We start from the raw sequence: 19,339 nt of genomic DNA, 5'->3' as shown, positions 1-19,339 counted from the left end.
GAAGCTTTCTCTGGAACCTTGTCTGGCTCCACGACCTGGACTCGAACCAGGGACCCAGTGATTAACAGTCACTTGCTCTACCAACTGAGCTATCGCGGAATGGCGCCTATGTTACTGATTCAAAAAGAGAAGTCAAGTCTCTGTTGGCAGTTTGATGTTTTCATCGGATCGGAGGGGGATATCGGCCATTGGCGGTTACCAGAATCGCGGTAGAGGTCTACCATGGTTGCCCGGAAGTGGTGACACGCGCTGCCGGCCCTCAGCCGAAAAGGTACGCGCCATGAATCATCCAGCCCTCACACTTCAAAACAGCGGGGTGTTCGCATGAGCATCGCTCAGATCAGCCTGCCCAAAGGCGTTGGTCCGCACGCCGAGAAACTGTTCGACGCAATCACTCAGGCCAGCACCGCTGACGAATTGAGCCGCGCGGGCGGCAAGGCCGAAGGTTTTGTTTTGGGCCTGGAAAGCACCAAGGCGATCAAAAGCCAGGTGGCCGAGTCACTTTATGTGGCCTATGACGACGCGGCCAGCCAGCGCGCGGGCGAACTGGCCTAACCGCCGAAGGTAATGGTGCCGAGCATCAGCTTGGCGTAAAGCATCGTGGCGGTCAGTTGTACCAGCCACAACGCCAGACCGCCAAGGAACACGCCCGCAGCCACTTGCAGCACCAGGTTATTACCGCGTTTGGCCGAAGAGCGGGGCACGAAGTGGTCCAGCTCGTCGCGGTCGGCGCGTAGGTCATCGTTTTTCATGTGGGTTCTCAAGAATTCTCGGGTGTACATAAAACCTGTGGGAGCGAGCCTGCTCGCGATGGCGGCGGCACAGCTTGTATCTATGTGACAGAAAGACCGCTATCGCGAGCAGGCTCGCTCCCACATTGGATTTGTGTGGAGTTTAAAGGGCGGAGCCGCTGCTTTGAGATTTATCAAAGACAAATAAAAAACGGGAAGCCCTGCGGCTTCCCGTTTTCGTATCACGTGAGGACTCAGATCACCTGAACGATGGCCTTGGTCACGGCGTCGATGTTGCTCTGGTTCAGCGCGGCAACGCAGATGCGGCCGGTGTCCAGGGCGTAGATGCCAAACTCGCTACGCAGACGGGTTACCTGCTCAACCGTCAGGCCGGAGTAGGAGAACATGCCGCGCTGGCGACCAACGAAGCTGAAATCGCGCTGTGGAGCGTTTTTCGCCAGCAGATCGACCATCTGGGTGCGCATGCCGCGAATCCGCAGGCGCATTTCTGCCAGTTCTTCTTCCCACTGGGCACGCAGTACCGGGCTGTTCAGCACAGCGGCGACGATGCTTGCACCGTGGGTCGGCGGATTGGAGTAGTTGGTGCGGATCACGCGTTTGACTTGCGACAGCACGCGCGCGCTTTCTTCTTTCGATTCGCTGACGATCGACAGGGCGCCAACGCGCTCGCCGTACAGCGAGAAGGATTTGGAGAACGAGCTCGAGACGAAGAAGGTCAGGTCCGATTCGGCGAACAGGCGCACGGCCGCGGCGTCTTCATCGATGCCGTCGCCGAAGCCCTGGTAGGCCATGTCGAGGAACGGTACGTGACCTTTGGCCTTGACCACTTCCAGTACGTTTTTCCAGTCTGCCGGGCTCAGGTCCACGCCGGTCGGGTTGTGGCAGCAAGCGTGCAGCACAACGATGGAGCCGGACGGCAAGGCGTTCAGGTCTTCGAGCAGGCCTGTACGGTTAACGTCGTGGGTGGCGGCATCGTAGTAGCGATAGTTCTGCACCGGGAAACCAGCGGTTTCGAACAGGGCGCGGTGGTTTTCCCAGCTCGGGTCGCTGATGGCCACGACGGCGTTCGGCAGCAGTTGCTTGAGGAAATCAGCACCGATTTTCAGCGCGCCAGTACCGCCGACGGCTTGGGTGGTGATAACCCGGCCAGCGGCGATCAGCGGCGAATCATTGCCGAACAGCAGTTTCTGCACGGCCTGGTCGTAGGCGGCGATGCCGTCGATCGGCAAGTAACCACGGGAAACGTGTTGAGCGGCGCGAATCGTCTCGGCTTCGACAACGGCGCGCAGGAGTGGAATTCGCCCCTCCTCGTCGCAGTAAACACCGACCCCCAGGTTGACCTTGTTGGTACGGGTATCGGCATTGAATGCTTCGTTGAGGCCCAGGATTGGATCGCGTGGTGCCATTTCGACAGCGGAGAACAGGCTCATTATTGCGGCGGCTCTGAATGGAGTGTGGAGGGACGTGTCGCGCTCCAGCCGAATGCACTAGAGCGGTGCACAAACGGGGAGCTAGTATAGAGGCCATCAGCGATTGATGGCGACAGGCGATTCGGCTTTTACCGTAAGTTTTTCGAATTATTTTTCGATCGTGGGTCGAGTGGTGTCGTCAAAGGTTCTACCCGATGTAGGACGTTTGCCTTGAAAGCGATGGCAATCGGCTCCACATTGAGCACAATCCAGTTTTTTCCTTGGGCGACATCGGTCGTTTGCGGTCTTTTTCGTTCGTGCCCGGTCAGCCGTGCAGATGCGAACCCAGAGGTAGTTATGTCTGAATTCCAGCTAGTCACCCGCTTCGAGCCCGCCGGCGATCAGCCGGAAGCCATCCGCCTGATGGTCGAGGGCATTGAGGCCGGGCTGGCGCACCAGACATTGCTCGGTGTGACCGGCTCAGGCAAGACCTTCAGCATCGCCAACGTGATCGCCCAGATACAGCGCCCGACGCTGGTGCTGGCGCCCAACAAGACCCTGGCCGCGCAGTTGTATGGTGAATTCAAGGCGTTCTTCCCCAACAACGCCGTTGAATACTTCGTGTCCTATTACGACTACTACCAGCCCGAAGCTTATGTGCCGTCGTCCGACACCTTCATCGAGAAGGATGCCTCGATCAATGACCACATCGAACAGATGCGCCTGTCCGCCACCAAAGCACTGCTGGAGCGCAAGGACGCGATCATCGTTACCACGGTGTCGTGCATCTACGGTCTGGGCAGTCCGGAAACCTATTTGAAGATGGTGTTGCACGTGGATCGCGGCGACAAGCTCGACCAGCGCGCGCTGCTACGTCGCCTGGCCGACCTGCAATACACCCGCAACGATATGGATTTCGCCCGGGCGACCTTTCGGGTACGCGGCGATGTGATTGATATCCATCCGGCGGAATCCGATTTCGAAGCGATCCGCATCGAGCTGTTCGATGACGAAGTGGAGAGCCTGTCCGCCTTCGATCCGCTGACCGGTGAGGTCATCCGCAAACTGCCGCGTTTCACCTTCTATCCGAAGAGCCACTACGTGACACCGCGCGAAACCCTGCTTGAAGCCACCGAAGGGATCAAGGTCGAATTGCAGGAGCGCCTGGAATACCTGCGCTCCAATAACAAACTGGTGGAAGCCCAGCGACTGGAGCAGCGCACTCGTTTCGACCTGGAGATGATCCTCGAGCTGGGCTACTGCAACGGCATCGAAAACTATTCGCGCTACCTATCGGGCCGTGAGTCCGGCCAGGCACCGCCTACTTTGTTCGACTACCTACCGGCGGATGCCTTGCTGGTGATCGACGAATCCCACGTCAGCGTGCCGCAAGTCGGCGCCATGTATAAAGGTGACCGTTCCCGGAAAGAGACGCTGGTGGAGTACGGTTTCCGTCTGCCGTCCGCGCTGGACAATCGGCCGATGCGTTTCGACGAGTTCGAAAGCATCAGCCCCCAAACGATTTTTGTCTCGGCCACGCCGGGCAATTATGAGGCGGAACATGCTGGCCGAGTGGTCGAGCAATTGGTACGACCGACCGGTCTGGTGGACCCGCAAATCGAAATTCGCCCGGCGTTGACTCAGGTTGACGACTTGCTCTCGGAAATCACCAAGCGTGTGGCCCTGGAAGAGCGGGTGCTGGTCACCACGCTGACCAAGCGCATGTCCGAAGATTTGACCGATTACCTGGCCGACCACGGCGTGCGCGTGCGTTATCTGCACTCGGACATCGACACCGTGGAGCGGGTCGAAATTATCCGTGACTTGCGCCTCGGCGTCTTCGATGTGCTGGTGGGGATCAACCTGCTGCGTGAAGGCCTGGACATGCCGGAAGTCTCGCTGGTGGCGATTCTCGACGCCGACAAGGAAGGTTTCCTGCGTTCCGAGCGCTCACTGATTCAGACCATCGGCCGGGCGGCGCGCAACCTCAATGGGCGGGCGATTCTGTATGCGGATCGCATCACCGGCTCCATGGAACGGGCGATCGGCGAGACCGAGCGTCGACGCGACAAGCAGATCGCCTTCAACCTGGCCAATGGCATCACGCCGAAGGGGGTGTTCAAGGACGTCGCCGACATCATGGAAGGCGCGGTCGTGCCGGGTTCGCGCAGCAAGAAGCGCAAAGGCATGGCCAAGGCTGCCGAGGAAAGTGCCAAGTACGAGGCCGAACTGCGCTCGCCGAGCGAGATCAGCAAACGCATTCGTCAGCTGGAAGAAAAGATGTACCAACTCGCCCGCGACCTGGAATTCGAAGCCGCGGCGCAACTGCGCGACGAAATCGGCAAGTTGCGGGAGCGGTTGTTGGTCGTTTGATTTTTGTGTTGTCTGTGAGGGCCTCTTCGCGGGCAAGCCTCGCTCCTACGGGATCGTGTCGTTCACCCATTTTGCGACCAGCACGTACCTGTAGGAGCGAGGCTTGCCCGCGAAAGGCGCGCCACCGTCCAAAGCGTTTCCCCGACATCAATCTTCTTAAATACCCCACTCACTGGAGCCGGGCGGCTATCGCCTGTTACCATTCGCCTCTTGTTTGATCTTCGCTTTTATTCTTTTCGAGACATGCCATGACCACCGTCCGCACTCGCATCGCGCCATCGCCTACCGGGGACCCCCACGTAGGTACCGCTTACATCGCTTTGTTCAACTACTGCTTTGCCAAGCAGCATGGCGGTGAGTTCATCCTGCGGATCGAAGACACCGACCAGTTGCGTTCGACCCGCGAGTCCGAGCAGCAGATTTTCGACGCCCTGCGCTGGTTGGGTATCGACTGGAGCGAAGGCCCGGACGTCGGCGGCCCGCACGGTCCTTACCGTCAAAGCGAGCGCGGCGATATCTATCAGAAGTACTGCCAGCAATTGGTCGACTTGGGTCATGCCTTCCCGTGCTTCTGCACGGCTGAAGAACTGGACCAGATGCGCGCCGAGCAAATGGCCCGCGGCGAAACCCCGCGTTACGACGGCCGTGCGCTGTTGCTCTCCAAGGAAGAAGTCGCGCGCCGCCTGGCTGCCGGCGAGCCACACGTGATCCGCATGAAAGTGCCGACCGAAGGCGTGTGCGTGGTGCCTGACATGCTGCGTGGCGACGTCGAGATCCCGTGGGATCGCATGGACATGCAAGTGCTGATGAAGACCGACGGCTTGCCGACGTACTTCCTGGCCAACGTTGTCGATGACCACTTGATGGGCATCACTCACGTTTTGCGCGGTGAAGAATGGCTGCCTTCGGCGCCGAAACTGATCCTTTTGTACGAATACTTCGGCTGGGAACAACCGCAGCTGTGCTACATGCCGCTGCTGCGTAACCCGGACAAGAGCAAACTGTCCAAGCGCAAGAACCCGACCTCGGTGACCTTCTACGAGCGCATGGGCTTCATGCCGGAAGCAATGCTCAACTACCTGGGCCGCATGGGCTGGTCGATGCCGGACGAGCGCGAGAAGTTCTCCCTGCAGGAAATGGTCGATAACTTCGACCTGAGCCGCGTCTCCCTCGGCGGGCCGATTTTCGACATCGAGAAGCTGTCGTGGCTCAACGGCCAATGGTTGCGTGACCTGCCGGTGGAAGAGTTCGCCGCTCGTCTGCAAAAGTGGGCACTGAACCCTGAATACATGATGAAGATCGCGCCGCACGTGCAGGGCCGGGTTGAAACCTTCAGCCAGGTCGCACCGCTGGCCGGCTTCTTCTTCGCCGGTGGCGTGAACCCGGACGCCAAGCTGTTTGAATCCAAGAAACTCTCGGGCGATCAGGTTCGTCAGTTGATGCAGTTGATTCTGTGGAAGCTGGAAAGTCTGCGTCAGTGGGAGAAGGACAGCATCACCGCAACGATCCAGGCGGTGGTCGAATCCCTGGAGTTGAAGCTGCGTGACGCCATGCCGCTGATGTTCGCCGCGATCACGGGGCAGGCCAGCTCGGTGTCGGTGCTCGACGCGATGGAAATCCTCGGTCCGGACCTGACCCGTTTCCGTCTGCGCCAGGCTATCGACCTGCTGGGCGGCGTGTCGAAGAAGGAAAACAAGGAGTGGGAAAAACTCCTGGGCGCTATCGCTTAAGGCTGTTTAACCTTGTGTAGGAGCTGCCGAAGGCTGCGATCTTTTGATCTTGCGCTTCGGCGCCACCCCCGTTTTTCGGGGGAAGGGCGGTAAGTGATTGTTATGTCGGCAAAAAATTTTGAAATATTTTAAAAATAAGTTTGACAGCCTTCCGATGCGCCATTAAGATTCGCCCCGTCCTCAGCGATGAGGGGCTATAGCTCAGCTGGGAGAGCGCTTGCATGGCATGCAAGAGGTCGACGGTTCGATCCCGTCTAGCTCCACCAATTTACACTTCAAGGTCTGGCCACACCGGCCTTGAAGCGATCAACACTCAGCGTTGATCTGTTGTATAGAAGGGTTTGCGTCCCCTTCGTCTAGTGGCCTAGGACACCGCCCTTTCACGGCGGTAACAGGGGTTCGAGTCCCCTAGGGGACGCCAGTTTTACAGAAGCGATGTCGCAAGATGTCGCTCCGCCGCGAGGCGAAAAATCCGGGGCTATAGCTCAGCTGGGAGAGCGCTTGCATGGCATGCAAGAGGTCGACGGTTCGATCCCGTCTAGCTCCACCAATTTTACAGTTCAAGGTCTGGCCACACCGGCCTTGAATCGATCAGCTCTCAGCACTGATCAGTTGTATAGAAGGGTTTGTGTCCCCTTCGTCTAGTGGCCTAGGACACCGCCCTTTCACGGCGGTAACAGGGGTTCGAGTCCCCTAGGGGACGCCACGATTACCCGCTCTGCGGGATTTTTAAGGGTCATTCAATTATTGAATGGCCCTTTTGTTTGTCTGGCGTTTGGCCAACTCTCCTTTTTCCTCAAAACTGTTCTTCAGACCAGCGGTCACATTCACGACTTGCGGAAAATTATTATGAGAATAATATTCTAGTCGTAATATTCGGAGGCAACGATGAACGATAAAAAAGCTCAAACCCGCGAACGCATCCTCAAGGCTGCCAGTGCCGCGCTGATCCAGCGCGGCCCGGCCGAGCCGAGCGTGGGCGAAGTGATGGGCGCGGCCGGCCTGACGGTCGGCGGGTTCTACGCGCACTTCGAAAGCAAGGACGCATTGATGCTGGAGGCGTTCAAGCTGCTGCTCAGCCATCGTCGTGGCTTGATTGCTGACATGGACGCCCAGTTGACCGGCGAAGAGCGTCGCGCGTTGGTCGCGGCGTTCTACCTGTCGCGCAAACACCGTGATTCCACTGAGCAGGCATGTCCGATTCCGGCGTCGGTCGGCGAGCTGGGCCGTCTGCCGGACGAGTTTCGTGTGGCGTTGAATGAACATGTTGAGTTGATGGTCGCGCAGTTGGCGGCCAGCCCGGAAGAGGCCGACAAAGCCTTGGCCGACATGGCCTTGATGGTCGGTGGTTTGGCTCTGGCTCGGGCGTTGGGGCCAGGAGAGTTGTCCGATCGATTGCTGCGCGCCGCCAAGTCGGCGGTGCTATGACCTAAAGGCGTCAGTCTGAGGAGATGGGCGATGAACACGTTGAGCTGGGTTCGTGGCGTTAATGGCACCTTGGGCTGGTTCGCGCCGAAGCTGGTGGCGAGCAAGATGCGTCTGGCATTCATGACCCCGCGGGAATTGCCTCCGCGTGATTGGGAGTTGCCGCTACTGGCGAAATCCGAACGAATCACTTTGCGCTTCGGCCTCTCGGCGCTGCGCTGGGGCCAGGGGCCGGCAGTGTTGTTGATGCACGGCTGGGAAGGCCGGCCAACGCAGTTTGCTGCGCTGATCACGGCGCTGGTCGATGCCGGTTACACCGTGGTTGCCCTGGACGGCCCGGCTCACGGTCGCTCGCCTGGTCGCGAAGCAAATGTGGTGCTGTTCGCTCGGGCCATGCTCGAGGCGGCCGCTGAGTTGCCGCCGCTGCAAGCGGTGATCGGTCACTCCATGGGCGGCGCCAGTGCCATGCTCGCAGTTCAGTTGGGCTTGCGTACCGAAACCCTGGTCTCGATCGCCGCCCCGGCGCGAATTCTCGGGGTACTGCGTGGGTTCGCACGCTATGTGCGCCTGCCGCCCAAAGCGCGTTCGGCGTTTATTCGCCAGGTCGAGAAAGACGTCGGTATGCGCGCCGCTGCACTGGATGTTGCGCGCTATCAGCTCGACATGCCGGGGCTGATCGTCCATGCCGAGGACGACAACTTTGTCCCGGTCAAGGAATCCCAGTTGATCCACGAAGCCTGGTTCGACAGCCGTCTGTTGCGCCTGGAAGAGGGCGGGCATCAGCGGGTGCTGGCGGATCCGCGGGTGATCGACGGCGTTCTCTCACTGCTGGCCGGTCGCAGCCTGCAATCGCGCCAATCAGCCTGAGCATCCGTTACACTGCCTCGGTCGAAATAATCTGACCGGGAGTGGGGCATGGGCTGGGATCGGGCAACGCCGTTTATCATTGATCTGGAAGTGGACGCCGAGGACATCGACGGGTTGGGCCATGCGAACAACGCCGTGTACGTGACCTGGCTCGAGCGTTGCGCCTGGCGCCACTCGCAACGGCTGGGCCTGGATCTGGTCGAGTACCGGCGGCTGGATCGGGCGATGGCGGTGGTACGGCACGAGATCGATTACCTGGCTGCGGCCTATGAGGGTGATGAGTTGCAGTTGGCGACCTGGATCGTCGATTGGGACCAGCGCCTGAAAATGACCCGACACTTCCAGTTGAAGCGCCCCAGCGACAACACGACGTTGCTGCGGGCGCAAACCACTTTCGTGTGCATCGAACTGTCGACCGGCAAGCCCAAGCGCATGCCGGCGGAGTTTATCGAGGGCTATGGCCCGGCGTTGCAAGTCGCGATCTAATTGAAGCTTTCGCGGGCAAGCCTCGCTCCTACGGATCGCCGAAATCTGTAGGAGCGAGGCTTGCCCGCGAAGGCGTCCGCACATTTGCCATCGCCCGGTCTGACGAAATACCTTCTGCACGCCGAAACCAGTAAACTGCCGCACGTTTTTCGTTGAGTGTGTTTTTCATGCAAATTGCTTTGGCGCCCATGGAGGGGTTGGTCGACAACATCCTGCGGGACGTGCTGACCCGTGTGGGCGGTATTGATTGGTGCGTGACCGAATTTATTCGGATCAACGATCAGCTACTAACGCCTGCTTATTACCATAAGTTCGGTCCGGAACTGCTGACCAACGCCCGAACCGCCTCCGGCGTGCCGCTGCGGGTGCAACTGCTCGGCTCCGATCCGGTGTGCCTGGCGGAAAACGCCGCCCTGGCCTGCGAGTTGGGTTCCGAGGTCATCGACCTGAACTTCGGCTGCCCGGCCAAGACCGTCAACAAATCCCGTGGCGGCGCGGTACTGCTCAAAGAGCCTGAACTGCTCAACCAAATCGTCGAACACGTCCGTCGTGCGGTGCCAGCGCACATTCCAGTGACCGCCAAGATGCGCCTCGGTTTCGACAGCCCGGACGGTGCGCTGGTTTGCGCCACGGCCCTGGCTGAAGGCGGGGCGGCGCACATCGTGGTCCACGCGCGGACCAAGACCGATGGCTACAAGCCGCCAGCCCACTGGGAATGGATCCCTCGGGTGCAGGACGTGGTCAAGGTCCCGGTGTTTGCCAATGGCGACATCTGGAGCGTCGAGGACTGGCGTCGTTGCCGCGAAATCAGCGGCGTCGAAGACATCATGCTCGGTCGTGGACTGGTATCGCGCCCGGATCTGGCCCGGCAAATCGCTGCCGCCCGTGCCGGTGAAGAGGTCGTCGAGATGACCTGGAACGAGCTGATGCCGCTGATTCAGGACTTCTGGCTGCAAGCCAAGGCGCAGATGACGCCACGCCAATCGCCGGGTCGCTTGAAGCAGTGGCTGGCGATGCTGACCCGCAATTATCCCGAAGCCGTAGAGCTGTTCACCGTCCTGCGTCGTGAGACCGAGCTGGATAATGTCTCGCGTTTACTGGGTTTGCAGGTGTCTGAAGCGGCCTGAAAAAATCTTCAAATAATCTCTTGAAAAGCAATCAGCGGTCCTTATCTAAGGATTACGCGATGCCGAATTCGGGTCGCGGAGACAAAAAAACTTGCTGATTATGTTCAGGAGATTTGAATCATGAGTACTGCATTTTCCCTGGCCCCACTGTTCCGTTCCTCGGTAGGTTTCGACCGTTTCAACGACCTGTTCGAAACCGCCCTGCGCAATGAGCCAGGCAGCACCTATCCACCCTACAACGTTGAAAAATACGGTGATGATCAATACCGCATTGTCGTAGCGGCCGCCGGTTTCCAGGAAGAAGACCTGGACCTGCAAGTGGAGAAAGGTGTGCTGACCATCAGTGGCGGCAAACGTGACGCGGACGAAAGCGTCACTTACCTGTACCAAGGCATCGCTCAGCGCGCCTTCAAACTGTCGTTCCGTCTGGCGGACCATATCGAAATCAAGGCCGCCGAACTGCGCAACGGTTTGTTGAGCATCGACCTGTTGCGCGTGATTCCGGAAGAAGCGAAAGCCAAACGCATCCCGATCAACGGGACGCAGAAGCCGGCTCTGCAACACTGAGTCAGAGCAACAAAAAAAGGGCGCCATCCACTGGCGCCCTTTTTTGTGCCTGTGTCCGACTCATTTGAGGAGTTTCTGAAACTCCTCAACCGGCAGCGGCCGACTGTGCAAATACCCTTGATACAAATGGCAGCCCAGCCCCTGCAAAAACTCCAGCTGCTCCAGGGTTTCCACCCCTTCGGCGATGACTTCCAGCTCCAGGCTGCGGGCCATGGCGACGATGGCGCGAATGATTTCGGCATCGTTGGGGTCGGTGGTGGCGTCGCGGATGAACGATTGATCGATTTTCAGGGTGTCCACCGGCAGGCGTTTGAGGTAGGTCAGTGAGGAATAACCGGTACCGAAATCGTCCATGGCAAAGCTCACGCCGAGTTTTTTCAGGCGCCGCATTTTGCTGATGGTGTCGTCCAGGTTCTGGATGACGATGCCTTCGGTGATTTCCAGTTTCAGCAACGAGCAGGGCAGGCCGTAGCTGCCGAGACTGTGTTCGATGCGTTCGACGAAATCGGTCTGGCGGAATTGCCGTGGGCTGATGTTCACGCACAGGCTGAAATCGAGCGGGTCGATCAGGCCTTTGGCAATCAGATGTTTGAAGGCCGCGCAGGCTTCATCGAGGATCCACGTACCGACTTCCAGAATCAGCCCGCTGTCTTCCAGCACCTTGATGAACTCGGTGGGCGATTGCGCACCCAGCTGCGGATGGTGCCAGCGCACCAAGGCTTCAGCGCCGGTAATGCGGTTATTGCGAGCGTCCACCTGCGGTTGGTATTGCACGCTGAACTCACCCCGGGAAAGGGCCAGGCGCAGATCGGTTTCCATGCGCAGGCGTTCGCTGGCGGCCTTTTGCATGGTGTTGTGATACATCTGCGTGGTGTTGCGGCCCGAGTCCTTGGCGCGGTAAAGGGCGATATCGGCGCGTTTGAGCAGGTCGGTCGGGGTTGAACCGTGGTCGGGGATCAGCGCGATGCCGATGCTCGGCGTCACTTGCAGGCGCTGTCCGTCGAGGAACATCGGTTCGGACAGCAGTTCGCGCAAGGTATCCGCCAACTCCCGGACCTGAGCGCTGACCTCGCTGCGCGAGCCTTCCAGACCGCTGAGCAATACCACGAATTCGTCACCGCCCAGGCGCGCGACGGTGTCCTCCATGCGCACGCTGGCTTCAAGGCGCGCGGTGATGATCTTCAGCACCGTATCGCCCACCGGGTGACCGAGGGAGTCGTTGATGTGCTTGAAGTGATCGAGGTCGAGGAACATCAGCGCGCCGCGAAGGTTGTGGCGTTTGAGCAGGGCGATCTGCTGGCTCAGGCGATCCATCAACAGGGCGCGGTTGGGCAGGTTGGTCAGCGGGTCGTGGTAGGCCAGGTGGCGGATCTGCGCTTCAGCGTTTTTCAGCAAGCTGACGTCCCGGGCGGTCAGCAGCAGGCACGCCGTTTCGTTGAGGGTGATCGGCTCCACCGAGACTTCGACGGTCAGCAACTCGCCGCGTTTGTTGCGCCCGAGCATTTCCTGATGGTGAACCCGGCCCTTGATCTGTAGTTCCGCCAGCAACGCCGAGCGTTGTTTTTCTTCGGCCCAGATGCCCACCTGATACACCGTGCGGCCGACCACTTCATCGGCGCGGTAGCCAGTCAGGCGACAGAAGCCATCGTTAACTTCCAGGTAGCGTCCGGTGTCGCGCTCGGTAATGGTGATGGCGTCGGGGCTTGAGTGGAAGGCCTTGGCAAACTTCTCCTCGCTGGCCTTGAGCGCCGCTTCCGAGCGTTGCTGCTGGGTGATGTCGCGCAGGGTGGTGACGATGCACGGTTGGTCGCCGACGCTGATCTGCCGGCTCGATATCACGCAGGTCAGGGACTGTCCGTCCTTGTGCTGGACGATGATCGCTACATTGTTCAGGCCCTGTTCGCGGATGACCCGCTCGATCCTTTGCAGGCTTTTCGCCGAAGCGTCCCACAGGCCGATTTCGTCGGCGTTGCGGCCAATCACGTCGACGGTGCTCCAGCCGAACGTTTGAGTGAAGCTGGAGTTGATCTCGATGAAGTGACCGGTGTCTTGGCGCGTGACGCAGATCGGGTCCGGGCTGACCTGGAACAAGGTGGCGAATTTCTCTTCCGACGCCACCAGTTGTTGTTCGCGCTCTACCTGATCAGTGATGTCCAGCAGTGTGCCGGCCATGCGCAACGGGTTGCCATGGTCGTCGCGATAGAGTCTGGCGCGGCTTTCCAGGTAGCGCGAGCTGCCATCCGTTAGCTGCACGCGGTAAGTCAGCTGGTAGTTGCCGGCCGGGCCTTCGCGCAGGCTGCGGTAGGCGTCGCGCATGGTGCCGCGTTCTTCGTCGGGCACGCCTTCGAAAAACGCGTCGAAGGATTCATGGAAGGGTTTGGGCTCTAGCCCATGCAACTGGGCGGCCCGTGCCGAGCCATAAAGCATGCCGCTGGGAATGTGCCAGTCCCAGGTGCCGAGTTGCGCCGAGTCCAGGGCCAGGTCGAGGCGTTCCTGGCTGTCTTTGAGGGCGTGCTCGGCGATTTTGCGTTCGGTGGTGTCGAGGAACGTGCTCAGCAGATAAGGCTGGCCTTCGAGTTCGACCTTTTGCGCGCTGAGGATGCCGTCGTGAACCTGCCCGTTGCTGGCGCGAAATTGCACCTCCATGTTGATCAGCTCGCCTTTGGCCTTGGTGGCCTTGACCAGCTGCACCCGTTGCTCCGGGTTGACCCAAAGGCCCAGTTCCAGCGTGGTTCGGCCGATGGCGTCTTGCACCGGCCAGCCGAACAGGCTTTCGAAATACTGGTTGGCTTCGCTGATCAGGCCGTCTTCCTGGCGGGTCAGCAGGACCATGTTCGGGCACAGGTGAAACAGTGTGGCGAAGCGCTTTTCCGAACTGCTCAGCGCCTGTTCGCGCTGGCGCTGATGGGTGATTTCACGAATGACCCCTATCATTCGTGGCCGGCCGTTTTTGTCCGGCAGCAGGCTGCCGTTGATCTCCAGCCAATGCAGGCTGCCGTCGGGCCAGCGGATGCGGTGGTGCATCGCCTGTTCCAACGGGGCGCCGGCGATCACGGCATTGAAGGCGCGGATGGCTTTCGCCCGATCCTCCTGAGGCAGCAGGTCGAGGTACTCCAGGTCCTCGGGCAACGGTTGCCGAGGATCGAAGCCGAACAACGCCTGAGTACCCCGTGACCAACTGATTTGACCCCGCTCGATGTCCCAATACCAGGCGCCGAGCCGAGCGCCGTTGAGGGCCGCCAGCAACTGCGGGGCGCTTTCCCAGCTCTGCTCGGACCGTTTGGGGTCAAGTGCCTGAATTCGCGGCATCGGCGGCATACGTTCAACAGATTTGGGCATGGATAACAGGCCTTGGGCTGAATTGGGCGTTAGGCACAGGGTTTTGGGGCTCTATAGGCGTAGCACAAAAAGCAGAAGCACAGCTTAGCCGCGAGTCCCTGGCTGATCGATTTGTGCATCCAGCAGAGCCATGAAGGCCCGTGCCGCGTTCGACAGCGTCCGTTCGGTGTGCAGGATATAGCCTAGCTGGCGAGTGAGCTGTATGCCCGGCAAAGGTATGCGCGCCACTTGATCGTCCAGCATGGTGCGCGGCAAAACGCTCCAGGCGAGGCCGATCGAGACCATCATTTTTATGGTTTCCAGATAATTCGTGCTCATGGCGATGTTCGGCGTCAGGCCCTGGGCCTCGAACAGGCGCTGCACGATGTGGTGGGTAAAGGTGTTGCCACCGGGGAAAACCGCGGGGTGCAGGGCAATATCCGCCAGGCTGACCGGACCGTTAGCGATCAGCGAATGCTCTGGGGCGACCACGAAATCCAGCGGGTCGTCCCACACCGGCGTGGCCTTGACCAGTGCATGGGGCTCCGGAGCAAGAGTGATTACCGCCAGTTCGGCGCGGCCATGGAGGATTTCTTCGTAAGCCACTTCCGAATCGAGGAACTGAATATCCAGCGCCACTTGTGGGTAACGTCGGGTGAACTCCCTTAATAAGGGCGGTAAACGGTGCAGGCCGATGTGATGACTGGTGGCCAATGTCAGACGACCGGAGACTTCGCCGGTCAGGTTGGTCAGGGCGCGGCGGGTGTCATCCAGTACATTGAGGATCTGATAGGCCCGTGGCAGCAGGGCGCGACCGGCTTCGGTCAGGCTGACTTCCCGGCCCAGACGATCGAACAGCCGTACCTTCAATTGCTGCTCCAGCCCGGCGATGCGCTTGCTGATGGCGGGTTGCGTCAGGTGTAGCCGTTCGCCAGCGCCGGAGAAGCTTCCGGTCTCGGCAATCGCGATAAAAGCATTGAGGTTGGCGAGGTCCATGATGATGTCTCGGTGGCATTCCAGTTGGTTATGCAAAGCATAAAAAATATGAATTTGAGTTATTTAATGTAACCCCCTAGGATCGACCTCACAAGCCAAAGGGTTATTGAGATTGCTCAAGATCCAGGGCATAGAAACAAGCTGATGAGGAAACCGTCTGATGGCCGGCAAAACGCTCTACGACAAGCTCTGGGATTCGCATTTGGTCAAGCAGCGCGACGATGGCTCGGCGCTGATCTACATCGATCGTCACATCATCCACGAAGTGACCTCGCCGCAAGCCTTCGAAGGCCTGCGTCTGGCCGGGCGCAAGCCTTGGCGCATCGATGCCAACATCGCGACCCCGGACCACAACGTTCCGACTACTGCGGAGCGCAAGGGCGGCATCGATGCGATTGTCGACCAGGTCTCGCGTTTGCAGGTTCAGACCCTCGACGATAACTGCGACGAATACGGCATCGTCGAATTCAAGATGAATGATGTCCGCCAAGGCATCGTCCACGTCATTGGCCCGGAGCAGGGCGCAACCTTGCCGGGTATGACCGTGGTTTGCGGCGACTCCCATACCTCGACCCACGGAGCGTTCGGTGCCTTGGCTCACGGTATCGGCACTTCCGAGGTCGAGCACGTGCTCGCCACGCAGTGCCTGGTCGCGAAAAAGATGAAGAACATGCTGGTCTCGGTCGAAGGCCAATTGCCGTTCGGCGTGACCGCCAAGGACATCGTCCTCGCCGTGATCGGCAAAATCGGCACCGCCGGCGGTAACGGCCATGCCATCGAGTTCGCCGGTAGCGCAATTCGCGATCTGTCGGTCGAAGGCCGCATGACTATCTGCAACATGTCCATCGAGGCCGGCGCTCGCGTAGGGCTGGTGGCCGCCGACGAAAAAACCGTGGCTTACGTGAAGGGCCGTCCATTTGCTCCGAAAGGCGCGGAATGGGACTTGGCTGTCGAAGCCTGGAAAGACCTGGTCTCTGACGCGGATGCCAAGTTCGACACCATCGTCGAGCTCGATGCCACTCAGATCAAACCGCAAGTCAGCTGGGGTACCTCGCCTGAGATGGTCTTGGCCGTCGATCAGAACGTTCCCGATCCTGCGAAGGAAATGGACCTGGTCAAGCGTGGCTCCATCGAACGCGCCTTGAAGTACATGGGTTTGACCGCCAATCAGGCGATCACCGACATTCAGCTGGACCGCGTATTCATTGGCTCCTGCACCAACTCGCGGATCGAAGACCTGCGCGCCGCTGCCGTGATCGCCAAGGGCCGCAAAGTGGCGTCGACCATCAAGCAGGCCATCGTGGTGCCGGGTTCGGGGCTGGTGAAGGCTCAGGCCGAATCCGAAGGCCTGGACAAGATTTTCCTCGAAGCCGGTTTTGAATGGCGCGAGCCGGGGTGCTCGATGTGCCTGGCGATGAACCCGGATCGTTTGGAGTCGGGCGAGCATTGCGCGTCGACCTCCAACCGTAACTTCGAAGGCCGTCAGGGCGCCGGTGGCCGTACGCACCTCGTCAGCCCGGCCATGGCCGCCGCCGCCGCTGTGAACGGTCGTTTCGTCGACGTCCGTGAATTGATCTAAAGGAGCGCAGCATGAAAGCTTTTACCCAGCACACTGGTCTTGTCGCGCCTCTGGATCGAGCCAACGTCGACACCGACCAGATCATTCCGAAGCAGTTTTTGAAGTCGATCAAGCGCACCGGTTTCGGCCCGAACCTGTTCGATGAGTGGCGTTACCTGGATGTCGGGCAGCCGTATCAGGACAACTCCAAGCGCCCATTGAACAAGGACTTCGTCCTCAACGCCGAACGTTATCAAGGCGCGAGCGTGTTGCTGGCCCGTGAGAACTTCGGTTGCGGCTCCAGCCGCGAACACGCGCCGTGGGCGCTGGAAGAGTACGGTTTCCGCAGCATCATCGCGCCGAGCTATGCCGACATCTTCTTCAACAACAGCTTCAAGAACGGCTTGCTGCCGATCATCCTGAGCGACGCTGAGGTTGATGAGCTGTTCCAGCAGGTTGAGGCGACTCCGGGCTATCAGTTGCAGGTTGATCTGCAAGCCCAGACCGTGACCCGTCCGGATGGCAAGGTGTTGAGCTTTGAGATTGATGCGTTCCGCAAGCACTGCTTGCTCAATGGCCTGGACGATATCGGCCTGACCTTGCAGGACCACGAGGCGATTGCCACGTTTGAAGCCAAACACCGCGCGAGCCAGCCGTGGTTGTTTCGCGACGCGTGATTTTGCGTAAGGCTTGATGACGCCTTCGCGGGCAAGCCTCGCTCCTACGGTTGAAATGCATTCCCCTGTAGGGGCGAGGCTTGCCCGCGAAGAGGTCCGCATGGACACCCCCAAGACTCATTCCCAAAAGGAAGTCCCCATGACCAGCACCGCCCCACACAGTCAGGTAGTACAAAAGCAATTCGGTGAACAGGCCTCGGCCTATCTGAGCAGCGCCGTACACGCTCAAGGCACTGAATTCGCGCTGCTACAGGCTGAACTGGCGGGGCAGAGCGATGCTCGTGTGCTCGACCTCGGTTGCGGGGCCGGTCATGTGAGTTTTCACGTGGCTTCGCTGGTCAAGGAAGTGGTGGCTTACGATTTGTCTCAGCAGATGCTCGACGTGGTGGCCGCGGCTGCCGTCGATCGCGGCTTGGGCAATGTGTCCACCGTGCTCGGTGCCGCTGAGCGCCTGCCGTTCGCCGATGGCGAGTTCGACTTCGTTTTCAGCCGCTATTCAGCGCACCATTGGAGCGACCTCGGGCTGGCCCTGCGCGAAGTTCGTCGGGTGCTGAAGCCGGGCGGGGTGGCGGCGTTCGTCGATGTGTTGTCGCCCGGCAGCCCGTTGTTCGACACTTACCTGCAAAGCGTCGAAGTGCTGCGCGACACCAGCCACGTACGCGATTATTCTGCTGGCGAGTGGCTGCGTCAGGTCAGCGAAGCGGGGTTGCATACCCGCAGCACCACGCGCCAACGGCTGCGCCTTGAATACGCCTCCTGGGTCGAGCGCATGCGCACGCCGCAGGTGATGCGCGCGGCAATCCGCGAGTTGCAGCAATCGATGGGCAATGAAGTTCGCGAATATTTTGAGATTGAGGCCGATGGCTCGTTCAGTACAGATGTGCTGGTGCTGATGGCTGAACGATAAACGCCAAGACTTTTTCCGGGTACGCCTGCGGGCGTGCCGACTGATGACATGAGGAAAGCATGAGCAAGCAGATTCTGATTCTCCCGGGTGACGGTATTGGCCCGGAAATCATGGCCGAAGCGGTCAAGGTGCTGGAGCTGGCGAACGACAAGTACAGCCTGGGCTTCGAGCTGAGTCATGACGTGATCGGTGGCGCCGCCATCGACAAGCACGGCGTGCCGCTGGCCGACGAAACCCTGGCCCGTGCCCGTGCCGCCGATGCGGTATTGTTGGGCGCCGTGGGCGGTCCGAAATGGGACACCATTGAACGTGATATCCGCCCTGAGCGCGGTCTGCTGAAAATCCGTGCGCAACTGGGCCTGTTCGGTAACCTGCGTCCGGCGATCCTGTACCCGCAATTGGCCGAGGCTTCCAGCCTGAAGGCGGAAATCGTGGCGGGCCTGGACATCCTGATCGTCCGCGAGCTGACCGGCGGCATCTACTTCGGCGCGCCACGCGGTGTGCGTGAACTGGAAAACGGCGAGCGTCAGGCCTACGACACCCTGCCATACAGCGAAACTGAAATCCGCCGTATTGCCCGTGTCGGTTTCGACATGGCCCGCGTACGCGGCAAGAAGCTGTGCTCGGTGGACAAGGCCAACGTGCTGGCGTCCAGCCAACTGTGGCGTGAAGTCGTCGAGCAAGTGGCCAAGGACTACCCGGACGTCGAACTGAGCCACATGTACGTCGATAACGCCGCCATGCAACTGGTGCGTGCACCGAAGCAATTCGACGTGATCGTCACCGACAACCTGTTCGGCGACATTCTTTCCGACGAAGCGTCGATGCTCACCGGCTCCATCGGTATGCTGCCGTCGGCGTCGCTGGATGCCAACAACAAAGGCATGTACGAGCCGTGCCATGGTTCGGCGCCAGACATCGCTGGCAAAGGCATTGCCAACCCGCTGGCGACCATTTTGTCGGTGTCGATGATGCTGCGTTACAGCTTCAATCTGCAGGATGCGGCCGATGCCATCGAGCAGGCCGTGAGCCTGGTATTGGATCAGGGCCTGCGCACGGGCGACATCTGGTCGGCCGGTTGCACCAAGGTCGGTACGCAGGAAATGGGCGATGCAGTAGTCGCCGCGCTGCGGAATCTGTAATCTCT

General features: G+C 59.8%; 16 protein-coding genes and 5 tRNA genes. 16 read left to right on the top strand and 5 right to left on the bottom strand.

All coding sequences use genetic code 11. The features are described 5' to 3' along the window. Positions 1 to 23 precede the first annotated feature (23 nt). Positions 24 to 99, bottom strand: a tRNA-Asn gene (locus tag PMI18_RS04375). Positions 100 to 324: 225 nt separating this feature from the next. Between PMI18_RS04375 and PMI18_RS04380 the strand changes: the two genes are divergently transcribed. Then, positions 325 to 555, top strand: coding sequence for a hypothetical protein (locus PMI18_RS04380; protein ID WP_007905993.1), 231 nt, complete (start codon positions 325 to 327; stop codon positions 553 to 555). Here PMI18_RS04380 and PMI18_RS04385 read toward each other — a convergent pair. Together PMI18_RS04385 and PMI18_RS04390 are read right to left on the bottom strand one after the other, a co-directional pair. Further along, positions 552 to 752, bottom strand: coding sequence for a hypothetical protein (locus tag PMI18_RS04385; protein ID WP_007905992.1), 201 nt, complete (start codon positions 750 to 752; stop codon positions 552 to 554). The two genes, PMI18_RS04380 and PMI18_RS04385, sit on opposite strands and share 4 nt — an antisense overlap. 233 nt (positions 753 to 985) lie before the next feature. Next, positions 986 to 2,182 carry an amino acid aminotransferase gene (locus PMI18_RS04390; RefSeq protein ID WP_007905990.1) on the bottom strand — a complete coding sequence of 399 codons (1,197 nt, stop codon included), beginning with the start codon at positions 2,180 to 2,182 and terminating at the stop codon, positions 986 to 988. 336 nt (positions 2,183 to 2,518) lie between these two features. Between PMI18_RS04390 and uvrB the strand changes: the two genes are divergently transcribed. The 11 genes from uvrB to PMI18_RS04445 all read left to right on the top strand — a co-directional run bounded on the left by uvrB (position 2,519) and on the right by PMI18_RS04445 (position 10,736). Further along, positions 2,519 to 4,534: an excinuclease ABC subunit UvrB gene (gene uvrB / locus PMI18_RS04395; RefSeq protein WP_007905988.1), complete on the top strand. Its 2,016-nt coding sequence runs from the start codon at positions 2,519 to 2,521 to the stop codon at positions 4,532 to 4,534. A 248-nt stretch (positions 4,535 to 4,782) separates the two neighbouring features. Then, positions 4,783 to 6,264, top strand: coding sequence for a glutamate--tRNA ligase (gene gltX, locus PMI18_RS04400; protein ID WP_007905986.1), 1,482 nt, complete (start codon positions 4,783 to 4,785; stop codon positions 6,262 to 6,264). A 190-nt stretch (positions 6,265 to 6,454) separates the two neighbouring features. Further along, positions 6,455 to 6,530, top strand: a tRNA-Ala gene (locus tag PMI18_RS04405). 79 nt (positions 6,531 to 6,609) lie between these two features. Beyond that, a tRNA-Glu gene (locus PMI18_RS04410) sits at positions 6,610 to 6,685 on the top strand. 53 nt (positions 6,686 to 6,738) lie between these two features. Next, positions 6,739 to 6,814: transfer RNA gene (locus tag PMI18_RS04415), tRNA-Ala, on the top strand. Positions 6,815 to 6,894: 80 nt separating this feature from the next. Then, positions 6,895 to 6,970 (top strand) — tRNA-Glu (locus PMI18_RS04420). A gap of 182 nt (positions 6,971 to 7,152) precedes the next feature. Beyond that, a complete protein-coding gene (locus tag PMI18_RS04425) occupies positions 7,153 to 7,692 on the top strand; it encodes a TetR/AcrR family transcriptional regulator (RefSeq protein WP_007905983.1) in 540 nt (179 codons plus the stop codon). 30 nt (positions 7,693 to 7,722) lie between these two features. Beyond that, a complete protein-coding gene (locus PMI18_RS04430; protein WP_007905981.1) occupies positions 7,723 to 8,556 on the top strand; it encodes an alpha/beta fold hydrolase in 834 nt (277 codons plus the stop codon). A 48-nt stretch (positions 8,557 to 8,604) separates the two neighbouring features. Then, positions 8,605 to 9,042: an acyl-CoA thioesterase gene (locus PMI18_RS04435; RefSeq protein WP_007905979.1), complete on the top strand. Its 438-nt coding sequence runs from the start codon at positions 8,605 to 8,607 to the stop codon at positions 9,040 to 9,042. Between the two features lie 167 nt (positions 9,043 to 9,209). Continuing rightward, positions 9,210 to 10,169 (top strand): tRNA dihydrouridine synthase, encoded by a 960-nt coding sequence (locus tag PMI18_RS04440; RefSeq protein ID WP_007905976.1) that lies wholly within the window; start codon positions 9,210 to 9,212, stop codon positions 10,167 to 10,169. A gap of 120 nt (positions 10,170 to 10,289) precedes the next feature. Continuing rightward, on the top strand, positions 10,290 to 10,736 hold the full coding sequence (locus PMI18_RS04445) for an Hsp20 family protein (protein WP_007905974.1): 447 nt from the start codon (positions 10,290 to 10,292) through the stop codon (positions 10,734 to 10,736). A gap of 60 nt (positions 10,737 to 10,796) precedes the next feature. Here the strand turns inward: PMI18_RS04445 and PMI18_RS04450 are convergent, their stop codons facing one another. Both PMI18_RS04450 and PMI18_RS04455 read right to left on the bottom strand, forming a co-directional pair. Further along, positions 10,797 to 14,075 (bottom strand): PAS domain S-box protein, encoded by a 3,279-nt coding sequence (locus PMI18_RS04450; protein WP_007905972.1) that lies wholly within the window; start codon positions 14,073 to 14,075, stop codon positions 10,797 to 10,799. An 84-nt stretch (positions 14,076 to 14,159) separates the two neighbouring features. Then, a complete protein-coding gene (locus PMI18_RS04455) occupies positions 14,160 to 15,050 on the bottom strand; it encodes a LysR family transcriptional regulator (RefSeq protein ID WP_007905966.1) in 891 nt (296 codons plus the stop codon). A gap of 160 nt (positions 15,051 to 15,210) precedes the next feature. Here PMI18_RS04455 and leuC point away from each other — a divergent pair, with 160 nt between their 5' ends. The 4 genes from leuC to leuB all read left to right on the top strand — a co-directional run bounded on the left by leuC (position 15,211) and on the right by leuB (position 19,334). Continuing rightward, positions 15,211 to 16,629, top strand: a complete 1,419-nt coding sequence (gene leuC / locus PMI18_RS04460; RefSeq protein ID WP_007905963.1) for a 3-isopropylmalate dehydratase large subunit — start codon at positions 15,211 to 15,213, stop codon at positions 16,627 to 16,629. An 11-nt stretch (positions 16,630 to 16,640) separates the two neighbouring features. After that, positions 16,641 to 17,285: a 3-isopropylmalate dehydratase small subunit gene (leuD, locus tag PMI18_RS04465; protein WP_007905962.1), complete on the top strand. Its 645-nt coding sequence runs from the start codon at positions 16,641 to 16,643 to the stop codon at positions 17,283 to 17,285. Between the two features lie 139 nt (positions 17,286 to 17,424). Continuing rightward, positions 17,425 to 18,192 carry a class I SAM-dependent methyltransferase gene (locus PMI18_RS04470; protein WP_033036850.1) on the top strand — a complete coding sequence of 256 codons (768 nt, stop codon included), beginning with the start codon at positions 17,425 to 17,427 and terminating at the stop codon, positions 18,190 to 18,192. A gap of 59 nt (positions 18,193 to 18,251) precedes the next feature. Next, positions 18,252 to 19,334, top strand: a complete 1,083-nt coding sequence (leuB, locus tag PMI18_RS04475) for a 3-isopropylmalate dehydrogenase (RefSeq protein ID WP_007905958.1) — start codon at positions 18,252 to 18,254, stop codon at positions 19,332 to 19,334. Positions 19,335 to 19,339: the final 5 nt, after the last annotated feature.

Origin of the sequence: Pseudomonas sp. GM102, assembly GCF_000282555.1 — a bacterium.
Taxonomy (GTDB): domain Bacteria; phylum Pseudomonadota; class Gammaproteobacteria; order Pseudomonadales; family Pseudomonadaceae; genus Aquipseudomonas.
This window is presented reverse-complemented; position numbering and strand designations above follow the sequence as displayed.